Source organism: Paenibacillus whitsoniae (assembly GCF_003955665.1).
GTDB classification, from domain to species: Bacteria; Bacillota; Bacilli; order Paenibacillales; family NBRC-103111; genus Paenibacillus_E; species Paenibacillus_E whitsoniae.
The window spans coordinates 1-14,761 of sequence record NZ_RXHU01000121.1 but is presented as its reverse complement, the minus strand read 5'-3'; the positions used below and the strand labels follow the sequence as shown (position 1 = coordinate 14,761).

General features: G+C 52.4%; 14 protein-coding genes and 1 rRNA gene. 7 read left to right on the top strand and 8 right to left on the bottom strand.

Annotated elements, in window-relative coordinates; genetic code table 11:
• The 3 genes from EJQ19_RS29735 to EJQ19_RS29725 all read right to left on the bottom strand — a co-directional run.
• Window positions 1–123, bottom strand: a 16S ribosomal RNA gene (locus tag EJQ19_RS29735); the annotation flags it as partial.
• A 300-nt stretch (window positions 124–423) separates the two neighbouring features.
• Window positions 424–711: a hypothetical protein gene (locus EJQ19_RS29730; RefSeq protein ID WP_126144863.1), complete on the bottom strand. Its 288-nt coding sequence runs from the start codon at window positions 709–711 to the stop codon at window positions 424–426.
• 151 nt (window positions 712–862) lie between these two features.
• Window positions 863–2,080, bottom strand: a complete 1,218-nt coding sequence (locus EJQ19_RS29725; protein WP_126144862.1) for an S-layer homology domain-containing protein — start codon at window positions 2,078–2,080, stop codon at window positions 863–865.
• Between the two features lie 210 nt (window positions 2,081–2,290).
• On the opposite strand from EJQ19_RS29725, the gene EJQ19_RS29720 reads away from it, so the two are divergent.
• The 4 genes from EJQ19_RS29720 to EJQ19_RS29705 all read left to right on the top strand — a co-directional run bounded on the left by EJQ19_RS29720 (window position 2,291) and on the right by EJQ19_RS29705 (window position 6,869).
• Window positions 2,291–3,931 carry an FAD-dependent oxidoreductase gene (locus EJQ19_RS29720; RefSeq protein WP_126144861.1) on the top strand — a complete coding sequence of 547 codons (1,641 nt, stop codon included), beginning with the start codon at window positions 2,291–2,293 and terminating at the stop codon, window positions 3,929–3,931.
• A 154-nt stretch (window positions 3,932–4,085) separates the two neighbouring features.
• Window positions 4,086–4,862, top strand: coding sequence for a DeoR/GlpR family DNA-binding transcription regulator (locus tag EJQ19_RS29715; RefSeq protein WP_126144860.1), 777 nt, complete (start codon window positions 4,086–4,088; stop codon window positions 4,860–4,862).
• Window positions 4,855–5,679, top strand: coding sequence for a Cof-type HAD-IIB family hydrolase (locus EJQ19_RS29710; RefSeq protein ID WP_126144859.1), 825 nt, complete (start codon window positions 4,855–4,857; stop codon window positions 5,677–5,679). The genes EJQ19_RS29715 and EJQ19_RS29710 overlap by 8 nt, the downstream gene beginning before the upstream one ends.
• Entirely contained in the window at window positions 5,676–6,869 is a 1,194-nt protein-coding gene (locus tag EJQ19_RS29705; RefSeq protein ID WP_126144858.1) for an MFS transporter, read from the top strand. Before EJQ19_RS29710 ends, EJQ19_RS29705 begins: the two co-directional genes overlap by 4 nt.
• 5 nt (window positions 6,870–6,874) lie before the next feature.
• Here EJQ19_RS29705 and EJQ19_RS29700 read toward each other — a convergent pair whose 3' ends face one another.
• The 3 genes from EJQ19_RS29700 to EJQ19_RS29690 all read right to left on the bottom strand — a co-directional run bounded on the left by EJQ19_RS29700 (window position 6,875) and on the right by EJQ19_RS29690 (window position 9,581).
• On the bottom strand, window positions 6,875–7,420 hold the full coding sequence (locus tag EJQ19_RS29700) for a hypothetical protein (RefSeq protein WP_126144857.1): 546 nt from the start codon (window positions 7,418–7,420) through the stop codon (window positions 6,875–6,877).
• 77 nt (window positions 7,421–7,497) lie between these two features.
• On the bottom strand, window positions 7,498–8,925 hold the full coding sequence (locus EJQ19_RS29695) for a DEAD/DEAH box helicase (RefSeq protein WP_126144856.1): 1,428 nt from the start codon (window positions 8,923–8,925) through the stop codon (window positions 7,498–7,500).
• Between the two features lie 80 nt (window positions 8,926–9,005).
• Entirely contained in the window at window positions 9,006–9,581 is a 576-nt protein-coding gene (locus tag EJQ19_RS29690; protein ID WP_241243146.1) for an RNA polymerase sigma factor, read from the bottom strand.
• Window positions 9,582–9,825: 244 nt separating this feature from the next.
• On the opposite strand from EJQ19_RS29690, the gene EJQ19_RS29685 reads away from it, so the two are divergent.
• Window positions 9,826–10,083 carry a DUF2573 family protein gene (locus tag EJQ19_RS29685; protein WP_126144855.1) on the top strand — a complete coding sequence of 86 codons (258 nt, stop codon included), beginning with the start codon at window positions 9,826–9,828 and terminating at the stop codon, window positions 10,081–10,083.
• Between the two features lie 87 nt (window positions 10,084–10,170).
• Here the strand turns inward: EJQ19_RS29685 and EJQ19_RS29680 are convergent, their stop codons facing one another.
• Both EJQ19_RS29680 and EJQ19_RS29675 read right to left on the bottom strand, forming a co-directional pair.
• The gene (locus EJQ19_RS29680) at window positions 10,171–10,947 is read right to left on the bottom strand and encodes an SDR family NAD(P)-dependent oxidoreductase (protein ID WP_126144854.1); all 777 of its coding nucleotides are present in this window, start codon (window positions 10,945–10,947) and stop codon (window positions 10,171–10,173) included.
• Window positions 10,948–11,023: 76 nt separating this feature from the next.
• Entirely contained in the window at window positions 11,024–11,482 is a 459-nt protein-coding gene (locus EJQ19_RS29675) for a chemotaxis protein CheX (RefSeq protein ID WP_126144853.1), read from the bottom strand.
• A 282-nt stretch (window positions 11,483–11,764) separates the two neighbouring features.
• On the opposite strand from EJQ19_RS29675, the gene EJQ19_RS29670 reads away from it, so the two are divergent.
• Both EJQ19_RS29670 and EJQ19_RS29665 read left to right on the top strand, forming a co-directional pair.
• Window positions 11,765–13,444, top strand: a complete 1,680-nt coding sequence (locus EJQ19_RS29670) for a PAS domain-containing sensor histidine kinase (protein ID WP_126144852.1) — start codon at window positions 11,765–11,767, stop codon at window positions 13,442–13,444.
• A gap of 22 nt (window positions 13,445–13,466) precedes the next feature.
• Window positions 13,467–14,261, top strand: coding sequence for a TIGR01457 family HAD-type hydrolase (locus tag EJQ19_RS29665; protein ID WP_126144851.1), 795 nt, complete (start codon window positions 13,467–13,469; stop codon window positions 14,259–14,261).
• The last annotated feature ends 500 nt before the right edge of the window (window positions 14,262–14,761 follow it).

Here is a 14,761-nt window from a genome sequence, read left to right as displayed (position 1 = left end):
AAGGCAGGTTGCCTACGTGTTACTCACCCGTCCGCCGCTATGCACCGAAGTGCTCCGCTCGACTTGCATGTATTAGGCACGCCGCCAGCGTTCGTCCTGAGCCAGGATCAAACTCTCCATAAAAGTGAACGATTACTCGCCCATTTATTTAAAGCTGAATAGCTCATTGACTTGCTAGCGAGATTGTTAATCTCATTTTTGAACGATTGCTCGTTCTTGCTTACTCACTCGTTGTTCAGTTTTCAAAGATCAATGTCTTTCGTTTTCGCTCCGCCTTCGCGGCCGGAATTACAATATAGCATAATCGCCTAACCAATTGCAAGCTTTAATTTTACGTTTTTCGCTAATATTTTCAGCCCGTTTTGGCCGGAACCGTAATATATCATGGCGGCCGAAAGAATGCAACCTTTTGCCCATACAAAATTAAGAATGCCCAGGGTGATCCAAAATCCGCCCAATCAGATCCAACTCAAACTGTTCTTTCAGCGCGTCGTTGCTTGTCCCCACTTGCAGACCAAGTTCATGGAACTCACGGATAACGTTCTGAATCTCGGTCAGCTTCCCTTCCTGCGCATACTGCTCCGTTTGATGAATGACATGGAAAGCCGTCGCTTGATACGCATCCGTAAAGCTTTGATCGACACCCGCTCCTTCGCGGTAATCTTCATAATACTTTTTAAACGTGGATAATAAGGAATCATTCATTTCCATACGCTAACACTCCCTAATAAAAGATACCCCTAGCATCCCTCTCCGCTTTCCAAACTATGCGAAGGCAACGCACAACAGGCCCTTACATGTGCAAGGGCCTGCGTGCAAATCTAACCTTTTTCTATTTATAATCGTCTAATCGTTAACTACCTTATTTAACATCGATCGAAGAAACGATTTGGCCTGTTCCTTTTAACTGAACCACGTGCCCTTGCGTGAAGGAACCGAGGTTGCCTGTCAAGGCAACAGTTGCAGCTACGTTATAAGGTACCGTTTGACCAGTGGTTGTGTTCGTGATCGTAATGGAAGTGATTTTGCCAGTAGAATCAACAGTTGTGCTGTTCAAAATTCCAGTTACATCAAAAGGCTGTTGAGTAGCAGAGCCAAGACCTGTCACTTCAATGTAAACGACCGTGTTGTTGTACATACGGAATTTGACGGTATCGCCAACAAGAAGCGCAGAAGCGGCAACTTTCACACCGTTACGCAGAATGAAAGCGTCTGGGTGCATGTTGTACGAAACGCTCGTACCGTTTTGCGTCAACGTCAGTACGTTGTTGTACACCGCCGCGCCGACAGTACCTGTGTTCACATCCTGATCAGGCAGTTGGTTGCTTGTGCGATCAAGGAGTGCTGCTAGTTCAGCACGTGTGACGTTTTGGTTCGGACGGAATGTGTTGTCCTCGAAGCCGTCGATCAGCTTTTTATCCAGCGCTTCTTGGACATAGCCTACGGAACCTGCCGGAATTTGCTTCGCATCTTTGAACGGCAGCGTGGAATTCATTTTCGCTTTCGCTTCGCCTTCCAGTTTCAATGCTTTGACAAGCAGCGTGGTTGCCCAGAGGCGGTTCGCTTCCTGGTTCGGTTGAACGGAATCTTCGTTCTCGGAGAAGAGGTCGTTTTCAAGTGCAACCGCTACGTAGCCGACAGCCCATGATGGGATTTTGTCTGCATCTTTAAAGTTCAACTTGGTAGCCATTTCCTCGGTGGATTCCGCTTGATCGCGAAGACCCATCAGACGAACGGCCGCTGTAATCGCTTCGATACGGGATACGGATTTGGATGGTTGGAAGGAACCGTCTTCATAGCCTTCAAAAACGCGCTTGGAAGCCAGACTTGCTATGTATCTCATCGCCCACTGCGCATTTTTCATATCGTTGAAGTTGATTTGAATAATGTTGACAGTATTGTTATTCCCCTTAATTGTAGGAATCGGCTGATATTTCTGATTGATGTTATTGCCGGAATTGCGGCCGTGATCATCGTTTTTATCATTGCCTTTCGCAAATGCAGCGGAAGCGCCGCCTAATACCATTGTACAAACAAGCCCTGTGGCTACAAATTTTTTCATTAGATTATTATTTTTCATTGTCACTGCTCCTTATAAATTGGATAATTGTTGGAAAAAATATTGGAGCCTTCGCGAAGGGTTCCTGGTTATGCTACAAGGATTCGACCTCCCCCATCCGTATATGGGGGTGATCCTACAAAATCTTTTAAATAAAGTTGGGAACTCTATTAAAACCGTGTCGAAACTGCTAAACTGAGAGCATAAATTCATAGAAAAAGGGGCTGCTGTATGCGTTTACAAAACAGGCGGGTACAAATTATCATTATCGGAGCGCTGATCCTGCTTATTGCACTTATTACCTGCAGCACGCTGTATTGGAAAAGCGGGACAAACCAGGCCGCCGCCCCTATACTTCCGCATCCAGAAGTGCCGATAGCAACAGAAGCGATCTCAACTGCTCAGCCGACACCGACCGAGACAAAGTCGCCCGCCTACCCTTCCGAAAATGTAGATGTTGTGCTCATTGGCAGCGAGCTGGAAGGACTTTACTTGGCCAGAGCCGCTGCAGACGAAGGGTTAACCGTCAAAATTCTCGATCCTCACCTCGCATTCGGCGGACAAGTGCTGCAAGGCCAGATGCTTTTTCTCGACGAGACCCGCGACGACCAAGGGCACCTACTGGTTCAAGGCCGAGCGACAGAGCTGTTCGACGGCTTCCGTAACGGGAAAATCCGCAAACTCTCAGAATTTACTTCCTATATGAATAAGCTCGGCAAAGACATTCCAATAGAATCGGGCATTACGATTAATAAAGTGGAAGAGCAAGAAACGCCGGATCACATGCACAAGATCGCTTCCATCGTCTATCAAACGCAGAAAAAAGAGACCAAACGCATCTCCGCGACTTACTGGGTCGAAAACAGTGACTATGCCGCGCTGATCTCACAATTGAATGCGAAGCGTCTGCCTGGGCTTGAAAAATTTTATGGACAAAAAGACATTGAATACATGAGCGCCGGCATGATGATGAAGTTCAAGAACGTTGATTGGAAAAAGTTCAATGCGACATTCAATGCCTATAAGCCGGAGGAAAAATCCAAGCTCTTTGGTGGCGGCTATGTCAATGAGTCGTATGCGATCGGGCTCAGCGGCATGACGAAGGCGTACCATCCGTCCAATGACCGCGTCTTCCTGCGCGGCTTAAACGCGGTGAATCAACGCGACGGCGAAGTGCTCATCAACGCACTGCTCGTCTATACCGTAGACCCTGCCAAGCCGGAATCTGTGCAAGAAGCCGTGGATCTAGGGAACAAAGAGACGGGGTTGATCCTGAATCATTTCCGCAAAACGCTGCCAGGTTGGGAAAAAGCCGAGCTCGGCGAGGAACCGAAGTATCCGTATATTCGGGAATACAATCACTATGAAATGGACTACACCTTGAAGCCGTCCGATCTGCTCTCCGGGGCGATGTTCTGGGACAACGTCAGCATCGGAGGCTACCCGCTCGACCTCCAAGGCACAAGCGCTAACAAATGGGGCATCGAAATGGGGCGCCCAGACAAGTATGGGATGCCGCTGCGCAGCTTTTTGCTGAAAAACTATGAGAATGTGATCGCGGCCGGCAAAAATGTCGGATCCTCGGCCATCGCCTACGGCAGTACGCGCATTCAGCCGAATACGAGCATGGCCGCGGAATCGATCGGCGTGATTTTGGGGCAGCTGCATGGCAAGCATAAACTTCGTGAAATAACACCGGATGAGATGACGACCCTGCATCAGTACTTAGCTTCGCGTTATCACATCAAGTTGACCGGAGTGACCGGCAAAAACAAAATCAGCGGCTGGAACGAAGAAGAAATCCGCAAGCTTGACACCGGTGAAATCACGTACCCAAGCTACGTACAGAAGCGTAAACCGACCACCAAATAGCACTGCCTTCCACCGTGCTCTCGTTTCGAAACGAGCGAGATGCACGGTTTTTTTATGCAAAAATAAGGATTGAAAGATAAGGCAGCGTCGTCTATAATAAGCAATATAATTGCATTTACTTATAAACACTTAAGTGAAAGGGGTGTGATCATACGTGTTTCAAGAAGAACGCTTGCAGGCCATTCTTCAATACTTAACCGCCAATAAGCGGATTACGGTCGATCAAATCTGCGAGCTGTACGACGTTTCCCGGGATACCGCCCGGAGGGACATGGTGAAACTGGAGGAGCAAGGGACGATTGTCCGTACCCGGGGCGGAGCGATTCTGCCTACGTTATCCAAAGATATCGGCAATTACGAGCAGCGCATGCAAGAAGCGTCCACCTCGAAGCTGACGATCGGGAAGACGGCGGCCAGTCTCGTGCAGGATGGCAATTATCTCATGATGGATGCCTCGACAACCGTTCTCCATGCGGCGGCCTCTCTACGTTCGAAGCATAACGTCGTCGTCACGAACTCGATTGAAACGGCGGCCGTGCTGACGCGCAACGAGGAAATTACGATTCACATGCTCGGCGGCGTGCTCGATAAGAAGCACCACCGCGTCTGGGGTGCCAAAACGCTCGAGATGATCCATGACTATCATGTCGATAAGCTTTTTATCGGGACATGCGGCATTACGGAGGAAGGCCTCTCGGCGCCCGACGAGGAAGACAGCTATATTGTTCGCACCATGATGGAGCACGCGGATCAGGTCATCGTGCTTGCCGATCATACGAAGTTCGGGAAAAGACTTTTTCACCGCGTCGTTGGCTTTGACCGTATTGATATCCTGATTACCGATCAGGAAGTGAGCAGCAGCATGCGCGAGCTGTTGATTGCAAATGAAGTGAAACTTGTTTTAGCAGGAGGAGAAGACCGCCATGATTAAACTCATCGCAAGTGATTTGGACGGAACTTTGCTGGACCATGATAAAAAAGTCGCACAACGGGAAATGGACGCCCTGCTGAATGTCAAAAATTCCGACGTACAGCTCTGCCTGGCATCCGGAAGAATGCACGCGGAAATGCGCCAGGTGTTGGAGGAAATCGATCACGAAGCATATATCGTCTCGCAGAACGGCGCTTTTATCCACTTGGCGGATGGCGCGCTGCTGCAGGCGAAATATTTTGAAACAGCGCTGGCCCAGCGGGTCTTCCACATGATCCAAGAAGTCGAAGCGGTAAAGCTGTTCTGTTCCGGCGAAGCGAATCATATCAGCCAGCTCAGCCCCGCTTCCGATGCGATTCAGGCGAGGTTGTTTGAGCAATTCGTATTAACCGAATCGTTGGCAAATGCGCTGCATGAAAGCTTTCCGATCTGCAAGTTCTCCCTGTTCGGTGAGCTGGGGCCGCTGCTGGTGCTCAAAGAGCAATTGCAGCAGGAGCTCGGCGATCTCGTGGATGTGTACATCGCCGACAAGGACTGCCTCGACATCATGCCGCGAACGGTATCGAAAGGAACCTCCTTGCTTGTACTCGCGAAGGAGCTCGGCATTCAGGCAGAGGAAATCGCCTGCGTCGGGGATTCGTTCAACGATGTCTCGATGTTCGGCATTACGCCGCACAGCTTTGCGATGAGCTCGGCGCATCCCGATGTGAAGAAACAAGCCAGCCACCAGGTTGACTCCGTCTCGGAAGTGATTCATTATGTCATGACTTACAATGAAAATAAGCTGAAAGAGCAAAGAGGCAGCGCACAGTCATGAAACGATTGCTCTTTATGGGTTGCCTCTCCTATTTGCTGACCGGTTGTACACACGTAATCCTGGGCGCCGTGCTACCCGAGCTTCTTCATCACTACGGACGCAGCTACAGCGCGGGCGGAACGCTTGTCTTCCTTGAATTCGGCGGCTTTCTCCTCGGCGTCCTGGCCATGCCTTGGTCCGTTCGCTTTCTAAGCCGCAGGACGATGATCACGTTGGCGTTCAGCTTACTCTTCCTAGCGATGACGATGATTGCCCTCCTCCCGCCTTGGACACTCATGGTCCTGTTCACATTCATCGCAGGCGTGGCGTTCGGCCTGGTCGAGTCCGGCATCTCCACCTCTGTGCTGCTCGCAGCGAAGGAGCAGCAAGCGATCGCTTTCAGTAAGCTCGAGGTCGCCTTCGGACTCGGCGCGCTCTGCATGCCGCTGATTTCCAGCCTGCTCATCGCAGGCGGCGTCTGGCGCATGGCTTTCCTGCTGCTGGCCCTCAGCGCGCTGCTAACTGGGGTCGTCTGGTCCAGACTTTCTTTGGGCGAGCATGACACCTTGCTCGGCAACAAAGCCGATCGCTCGCAGCCAGGGCAGGGTTCTTCCGCTTTGAACCGGAAATCGCTTGCGTTTCTCGGGTTGTTCATGGTCGTATTCTTCCTCTATGTCGGTATGGAGAACGCCATTGTCAATTTCCTGCCCTCGATTTTCAAAGACGGGCTTGGCGCTTCCAGTTCCGTTGCTACGCTGGCGGTGACTGTTTTCTGGATTGCGATGGTGGGTGGACGCTTATTCGCCGGCAAATTGGCGGAGAGCATGACGTATTATCGCTATTTGATCGTTTCCTTTGCGGGGGCGGTTGTCACCGCGTTGCTATGGATATTCAGCGGCGAGCTGTGGAGTTCGTTCGCTTTGGTGCTGATTCTCGGCTTGTTCATGGCAGGCATGTACGCCGTAGCGCTGATCTATGCGAATCAGCTGCTGCCGGGCCGAACAGAACAAACAACCAGCGCGCTGATCGCGGCTGGCGGTTTCGGGGGATCGGTTTTGCCGCTTGGCGTCGGCTGGGGCATGGATCACTTGAGCCTCGACGTGGCCATCTGGTTTGTTGCGGCGGGGATGTGCGCGGTGTTTGCCATTATTCTGTATTCCCGGAGATCGCGGATGGACAGCGCGAGAGAACCTGAGGGGAACATTGCGTAATTTCTCTATTGAAAAGCCTTAAACTGCACGACGACGGCGTCCTTCTCAAACGTCACGGCGCGAATGCCGATCAGCTTGGGCAAATAGCTTTCCAGCGGAATAACCGTCTGAGGAAGCGTTATCCAGGAGGCCGGAAGCAGTTTGCCGCGAACATCCGCTTGCTGCGGTGTAATGACCAGATTCGGCGGCTGCCAAGCCAGCGAGAACACCATGTGAACGCCGACCGGAACCCGCTCCTGCCAAGTGACATTAACGTCGGCATCCAATCGGCTTCCATCCAAATGCAGCTTGGCGCCGTCAATCTCGAGGTCGTGTGGAAGCTCGCGATGCGAGGATAATTGCTTTTTGACTATATCATTAATTTCCGACTCAGATAGTCGGACTTCAAGTTTACGATTAACCAGCATCGCCTCCAGCTTGCTGACGATGGAAATGTCCTGATAGGCCAGGTCCAAGGTCTCGGCCGGCTTAACCCATCGAATCAACAGCACGGCGAGGAGAAAAAGACCTGCCATCAGCACAAGTAAGCTGATGCCTAAACGTTTGAGCATGTGGGCAACCTCCTGCTCCAGCATTGAAAAACGGCGGTGGACGCCCTTGCCCACCGCCGTTTTATTGTTGACAGAAGCTACTCCGTGGGCTTCTGTTTGTCTTTGAGCCACCGCGGCGCGCCCTTGTTCTTGCGGTCGCGCTCGCGCTGCGCCTTGCTGACGGCTTTGCCGCCGGCAGCAGGCGGCTTCGCGGCCGGGCGCACCGCTCCGGCCGCTGCGCTTTCCCCGCCCCGCGGCTCCGCCGGGGCGGCAGACCGCGCTGCACCCGCAGGGGCAGCGCTTACGTGTGCGCGATCCTCGCGCGCCTTCTCCGCGCCGCCAGGGCGCGCCGCTTCGCGGCGGCTGCGCATGGCAGCCGCGCTGCGGTTATCGGCCGGGTCAACGAGCCGGCCCTCGTACATCGCCTTCGGCGAGATCGTGATCCCGAGCTGCTTCTCAAATTTCTCGAGAATGAACAGTTCCTTCGGGGTCACGATGCTGAGGGTCGTCCCTTGGCGGCCCATACGGCCTGTCCGACCGACGCGGTGCAGATAATACTCCGCGTTCGTCGCCGGATCGAGATGGAAGACGTGCGTGACGCCTTCAATGTCCAGACCGCGCGCCGCAACATCCGTCGCGAGCAGCAGCTGGAATTTCCCTTCGCGGAAATTCCCCATGATTTTCGCACGATCCTGCTTGCCCGCTTCCCCATACAACGCTTCCACGGAAAGACCCACGTACTTCAGCTTCGCGACAACTTCGGAAATATCATCCGTCATATTGATGAATACGATCGCCGATACCGGTTTGATCAGGCGAACCAATCTGCGAAGCGTATCGATTTTCTCCCGTTCCTGACATACCACGTAGTAATGCTCCAACGTTTCCGCCGTTCGCTGAGCCGGGTTGATCTTGATAAACGCCGGCGTCTTCAGCCAGCGCCCCGCCGCCTGCTCCGTGCTGGGCGGGATGGTCGCCGATACGAACACCATTTGACTCGTTCGCAGCATGCCTTTCAGCACCGCATCGACATCCTGCATCGACCCGAGCTCAAACACTTGATCGACCTCATCGACGATGCCGATCTTCACGTGATGGAGGCTCAGTTTGCGTACCTTCATCAGCTCAAGCAGCCTGCCCGGCGTACCGACTACAATATGGGGGTGGAGCCGCAGCTTCTCAATCTGCCGAGCAGCCGAAGCGCCCCCGATCAGCGATTGCGAGCGAATTTCACTGCCCTCAGTCAGCTTCTCGATCTCCTGCATAATCTGCATGCCCAACTCTCTCGTAGGTACAATAACGAGAGCTTGCAACTGTTTAACGGAAACATCGATCTTCTCCAGAGCCGGAAGCAAATACGCAAGAGTCTTCCCCGTACCGGTCTGGGACTGGATCATCGCGTCCTTGCCTTCCAGCAGAACGGGAATCGCTTCGGCTTGAATCGGTGTTGCCTCCTTGATACCGCCGGCCGATAATTTATCTACATAGGTCTGCGATAAACGCAGCTCTTCAAAACTTGATCTCACGAGCCACTACCCCTTTTCATATAACCACGATGCCCTTATTATATGCCAGAGTCGGCACGCAAACAAATGAGCGCCTCGTTTTACCGACAACCCGCCTCTGCGCCCCACTCTTTCAGCAGCTTCTGCTTAATCGCATCGCGGGCCCGGAACAGGCGCTGACGAACGACGCCTTCTGTCACACCAAGCTCGCTAGCCATTTCCTTGTACGATAAATTCAAAATCCACTTCATTGCAATAATTTGCCGATACGCTGGATTCAGCTCATTGATATACGTCACGATCGCTTCGCGCATCGCCTTCATCTCCACCGCATGAGCCAGGGACGACAAATAATCGCCGGCTGGCGCAGCTTCGAATACATGCAGCGAGCTTTCCATCTCCAGCTCATTGCGGTTGCGCTGGTGCTTGCGCAAATGGTTGAGCGTAACATTGCGCGCCAACCGCTTCAGCCAGCTCTCGTACTTCTCAATTTCGTCCAGCATCGGCGCTTTCTGAACCGCACGAAGAAACGACTCCTGGATAATATCTTCCGCAGCGCCGTGATCACGCAATATAAAATTAATCATCGGGTATACAAGGACATAGAACTCTTTATATATACGTTCTTGAATGCTTTTTTCAAGCGAATAAAAGTCGCTGCAAAAAATCTCTTTCAAAATCCCGATTTTGAACGCCCCCTCGCCGCCGGGTCAAACTGGCTTCGCTGTCCCCCTTATTTTAGGCGAAAGCCGAAGAGTTAACAATCCAAGTAAATAAAAAATCAGGGAAATTTTCCCTCAAAATGAAACTTTATTTACTTCTTTGTCTCGCTTGTTTGGTCTGCCCCATTTTGACACCTTCACCGACATCGATTACACTAAAACAATTGGCAACCATTTCCCACTCGAAGGGATGAACGACATGACTCCACAGTTTGAAGAAGATTTTCAAGATTTGGTTTACAAAGCAGCGGAGCTGATCACCGGCGACACCTCCCCGGAAATGCTGGAGAAAATCAAAGCTTGGGCGTTCTATAATCACGTGCACAAAGCGCTGCCGGCACTCGCTTCCCATTGGAATCAGACTCATCCGGAAGGCAAAGCCGGCATGCGCAGCATTTTCGAAGAGGTCAAGACGCTGAATCAAGCGCTCCAGGCCGCCAAAAAGGGGCAAGACTAAGTCATGCCGATTCGAGGATATACGTTCTGATAGGTAAAAAAAGCGGCTCTTTCCGGACGGAAGGAACCGCTTTTTCTCAAATAAACGCTATTTTTTGTTTAACATTTTCGCTGCAAATCGGTTGAACGTGCAAGGAAACAACTGAAACAATTTCGTGCCGAGGCCAGCGACAAAAGGCAAATCTTTCTCTGGAATGTTATGCTCCACCGCATGGATGAGCGTTTGAACAACCTTGTCAGGCTTCAGCATGAACCAGGAAATATTCTTCACGTACTCCCCGCTCGGATCCGCCTTATCGAAGAACGGCGTCTCAATCGGCCCCGGATTGATCGCGGTCAAGCCAACCCCCGTCCCTACAAGCTCCTGTCGGAGACTGTTCGTAAAGCCGAGCACCGCATGCTTCGTCGCCGAATACCCCGTGGACTTGGCCGTGCCCATTTTGCCCGCCATCGACGCCACGTTCACGATGTGACCTGAGCCCGCCTTCAGCATATGAGGCAGCACGGCTTGCGTACAGCGCACAACCCCCATGTAGTTCACGTCCATCATCTCTTCAAAATGCGCCAAAGGCGCATCCACAAACGACTCAAATATTCCATAACCGGCGTTATTGACCAAAATATCGATGCGCCCGTAGGTGGCTACAATCTGACCGACAACGTCTCGGACCTGTGCCGCATTCGTCACATCCATCTCATAGATGCCGCACTTGCTCTGAATGCCGGCGGCAATCTCCGCCAACTTATCCGTTCGCCGTGCTGTCAGGATGGGAAGCGCACCCTTAGCTGCAAAGGCGGACGCCATCACAGCACCGATCCCGCTGGAGGCCCCTGTAATCAGGACAACTGTGTTCTCAACTTTCACCGAACCGACTCCCTATGCATGATAGATAAAAAAAAGATCACCTCAACGTGCAGGCAATCCATTCTTTGCTACTATATTACGTAATCAATACTTGAATGTCCAATTCGCCAATACCGTCCATAATAAGTGGAATCGTCAGTGCTTTCTTCGGAATGAAGCCAGCCGCCGTTGCCGACTGAACAATCTTGGGAGGGGTAATATCCACGCGAACGCCTTGGTTGAATAACATCGTGCTCGCATTTCCGCTGATCATGTTGCCGAGCTCTGAAATTGCGCTTTTGCCCATTTCATCCATTTCGGTCACGATAAAACCGCCCATCATCGCAGACACCATTTTCAGCGCTACATCTTCCGCCAGACCAAATACGACATCGCCTTCCATCTGCCCGGTCATACCGATTTGAATCCAGATGTACTTCTCCACAAATTTGACGTCTTTAACGCCGAGTTGACCGGTCGTAGGGCGAATGTTAGCAACTTGCTCGATGACAATTCTAGCCGACTCCAAAAAAGGATTAATGTACTCAGCCTTCATAGCTCCGCTCCGATCTCCTTTGTGAATAGTTAACAACAGATATACGACCTTTTTCAACATTATACCTAAAATCCTAGGCCAAGTATACTGTATTTTTCACAAAAATAGTTCCATCTACTCACATACAGCCCCGATTCCAACGTTCATACTGGAAATAAACGGATAACGGCAGAAAACGCGAACTCAGGCGAAAATGAGCGAATTATGCAAGTTCTTATAATTTGCTGTCTAATCCTGCTATTCCGTCGACAATTATTATCCTTTAAGGAGAGCTGATCGTCAATGTTTCAATTTATCAAAAATCGAGTCCGGAATTTGACCTTATATCAGCTTGTTCTCACCTGCCATCAAGGCGCTATCGCCCTCATCGGCGTAGACTTATTCTGTCTGCAGCCGTTGAACTACTTTCAAAATCACAGCTTTGCAAGCCTCGCAATGAACATTTTCTTGTTTGCGCTGTTAAGCACTGCTTCCTATATCGGGCTTCGCTGGATGAAACGCCGGGAAGAGAACATCACAGAAGCCACCGAGCGCTTCAAATCACTGCATGACCACCATCCCGACGCCATTCTGTCGCTCAGTCTCGACGCTGAAATTTTAGCGACCAACCACGGCTCGGAAGAGCTCCTCGGCTGGCAGCAGCCGGCGGAGACGTGCACCTCGCTCCTCTCCCTCGTGCATTCGCCTGATCTGCTCAAAACGCTGCACCATTTTCAAGTTGCTTCTAAGGGGACGTCCCAGCACTTTGAAGCTGCTTTTCTGCATGATCAAGGCTTTCCCGTCCCGACCAACGTTACCTTCGTGCCAACCATTGTTAACGGCGACATCGTAGGCGTATATGCGATTCTCAAGGACTTGCGGGAATTCAACGAGCAGAAAAAGGAAATTGATAAATTACATAAGCAAAATCAACTGATTCTCAACTCCGTTTCGGAGGGTATTTACGGGATTGATACCACGGGGCGCACCATTTTTTGGAATAAAGCGGCTGAGGCCATGACCGGCTGGAAAGTCGATGAAATGCTCGGCAAACGCATCCACAACCTGATCCGCCCTTTGCAGGAAACGGGGGGCAGCCGTGCCGAAGAGTCCGGCAAACTGGTCGCGACGATGCTTCACCGCGAAGCTTCCGTCATTAAGGAAGATTTGTTCTGGAAAAAAGACGGAACTTCCTTCCCCGTGGAATATATGTCGAGTCCGATGCTCGCCGGTAACGGCAAGCTGCTCGGCACCGTCATTACCTTCAAAGACATCACCGAGTTCCAACGAACACAGGAATTGCTGATCAAATCCGACAAGCTGTCGGCTGTCGGTCAGCTCGCGGCCGGCGTCGCGCACGAGATCCGCAATCCGCTTACGGCGCTGAAAGGCTTCTTGAAGCTGTTGGGGGCTCGTTCGGACAAGGAAAAAACCTATATCGAGATTATGGATAAAGAGCTCGGCCGCATCGAGTTCATCGTGAATGAGTTTCTGCTCGTCTCCAAGCCGCAGGCCACGCATTTCGTCGAGCGAACGGTCGGCGGCATCGTCCAAAGTACGGTCGAGCTGCTGCAGCCCCAAGCGCTGATGAACAAAATTGAAATCGTAACGGATCTGGATCCGACGCTCCCCACCGTCTCTTGCGACGAGCACCAGATTAAACAGGTGTTTATCAATGTGATGAAAAATGCATTGGAGGCGATGGCCCATGGCGGCACCCTTCGTATAGAAGCCTGCCATCTCCCGCAGGATAAGCAGTTGAAGGTGCGTTTTGTCGACCAGGGCTGTGGGATTTCTTCGGAACGCTTGCCGAAATTGGGGGAACCGTTCTATAGTACAAAAGAAAAAGGAACAGGACTCGGGCTCATGGTATGCTACCGCATCATCGAAGCCCACGGCGGGTTCATGGACATTCAAAGCAAGCTGGGCGAAGGTACGACGGTGGAAATTTCCCTCCCGATCACCTCAACTGCCGTTGCTTAAAAACTGAAGGAGCGTTAATCGAATGAAAGGCTTTCTCATTGATTTGGACGGCACGCTGTACCGGGGGCACGAGCGCATCCCCGGTGCGGCGGAATTTATCCAGTGGCTGCAGGATGCGCAGCTCCCGTATCTACTGGTGACGAACAATTCGTCGCGCACCCCGGAAGCGGTGGCCGAGCACCTGCAAGGGCTCGGCATCGCGGTTCCCGCGGCGGCGGTGTACACCTCGGCCCAGGCCGCCGCGCAGTACTTGACGGAGCAGGGCCGCGCCCGCTCCGTGCATATGATCGGCGAAGCCGGCCTCCAGCTTGCGCTGGAGGAGGCCGGCTTCGCCGTGGGTGGGACGACGGTCTGCGACTACGTCGTCCAAGGCATTGACCGCAGCTTCAGCTACGCGAAGCTGACGGAGGCGGTACGCCAGCTCGCCGGGGGCGCGGCGTATGTCTTAACCAATCCCGACCGGCTGCTGCCGTCGGACGGGGGCTTGATGCCAGGGGCGGGCACCCTGGCCGCGGCGATCACCGCCGCCTCCGGCGTGGAGCCGGTGGTGATCGGGAAGCCCTCGCCGATCATTATGGCGTACGCCATCGAGCGGCTTGGGCTGCCGGCCGCCGATGTCTGGGTGATCGGCGACAATGTGCACACCGACATCCGCGGCGGCGCGGTGGCGGGGTGCCTCACGGCGCTGGTGCTGACTGGCGTCGCAACGCCGGACAACGTCGAAGCGCAGCTCGCGTCTGCGGGCGTGACGCCGGATCGGGTTTGTCGCGACTTGTTCGACTTTATCGAACAAGTTGAGAAAGAGCTGCTGCGGTAAGGAAGAGAGCAGCTTTGCATTTCCTGCGATTAGGCAGGCATTTTGCACAAAAATGGCGTTATTCGCAATAAGCCTGCGATAAAGCAGTTTTTTGAGGCCAGTCCGCTCATAAAGAGGGATTTCGCCCAAAATGCCTGCACAATCGCAGGCATTTTATCTAATCAGGAGGAATGCGAGAGAAATTCCTGCAGATTTGCAGGTTTCGATGCCCGCCGCTTATCCGCCAGTTGCTTACAAGTACGTCTCCCTCTCTACAGCAACAAACAACAAGCTACTTCCCTACGCCCCCTCCTTTCTCCAACAATCCTCCTTATGCACTTCCCTCTCTCGCTCTACAACACAAACAACAAGCTACTTCCCTACGCGGCCTCCTTCCTCCAACAATCCTCCTTATGCGCTTTCCATCTCTCCCTCTACAACACAAACAACAAGCTACTTCCCTACGCCCCCTCCTTTCTCCAACAATCCTCCCTATGCGCTTTCCATCTCTCCCTCCACAA

Bases quoted from the DNA above. Each gene is read 5' to 3' on its own strand.
- EJQ19_RS29730 (WP_126144863.1), bottom strand. From the start codon at position 711: ATGGAAATGAATGATTCCTTATTATCCACGTTTAAAAAGTATTATGAA.
- EJQ19_RS29725 (WP_126144862.1), bottom strand. From the start codon at position 2,080: ATGAAAAATAATAATCTAATGAAAAAATTTGTAGCCACAGGGCTTGTT.
- EJQ19_RS29720 (WP_126144861.1), top strand. From the start codon at position 2,291: ATGCGTTTACAAAACAGGCGGGTACAAATTATCATTATCGGAGCGCTG.
- EJQ19_RS29710 (WP_126144859.1), top strand. From the start codon at position 4,855: ATGATTAAACTCATCGCAAGTGATTTGGACGGAACTTTGCTGGACCAT.
- EJQ19_RS29705 (WP_126144858.1), top strand. From the start codon at position 5,676: ATGAAACGATTGCTCTTTATGGGTTGCCTCTCCTATTTGCTGACCGGT.
- EJQ19_RS29700 (WP_126144857.1), bottom strand. From the start codon at position 7,420: ATGCTCAAACGTTTAGGCATCAGCTTACTTGTGCTGATGGCAGGTCTT.
- EJQ19_RS29685 (WP_126144855.1), top strand. From the start codon at position 9,826: ATGACTCCACAGTTTGAAGAAGATTTTCAAGATTTGGTTTACAAAGCA.
- EJQ19_RS29675 (WP_126144853.1), bottom strand. From the start codon at position 11,482: ATGAAGGCTGAGTACATTAATCCTTTTTTGGAGTCGGCTAGAATTGTC.
- EJQ19_RS29670 (WP_126144852.1), top strand. From the start codon at position 11,765: ATGTTTCAATTTATCAAAAATCGAGTCCGGAATTTGACCTTATATCAG.
- EJQ19_RS29665 (WP_126144851.1), top strand. From the start codon at position 13,467: ATGAAAGGCTTTCTCATTGATTTGGACGGCACGCTGTACCGGGGGCAC.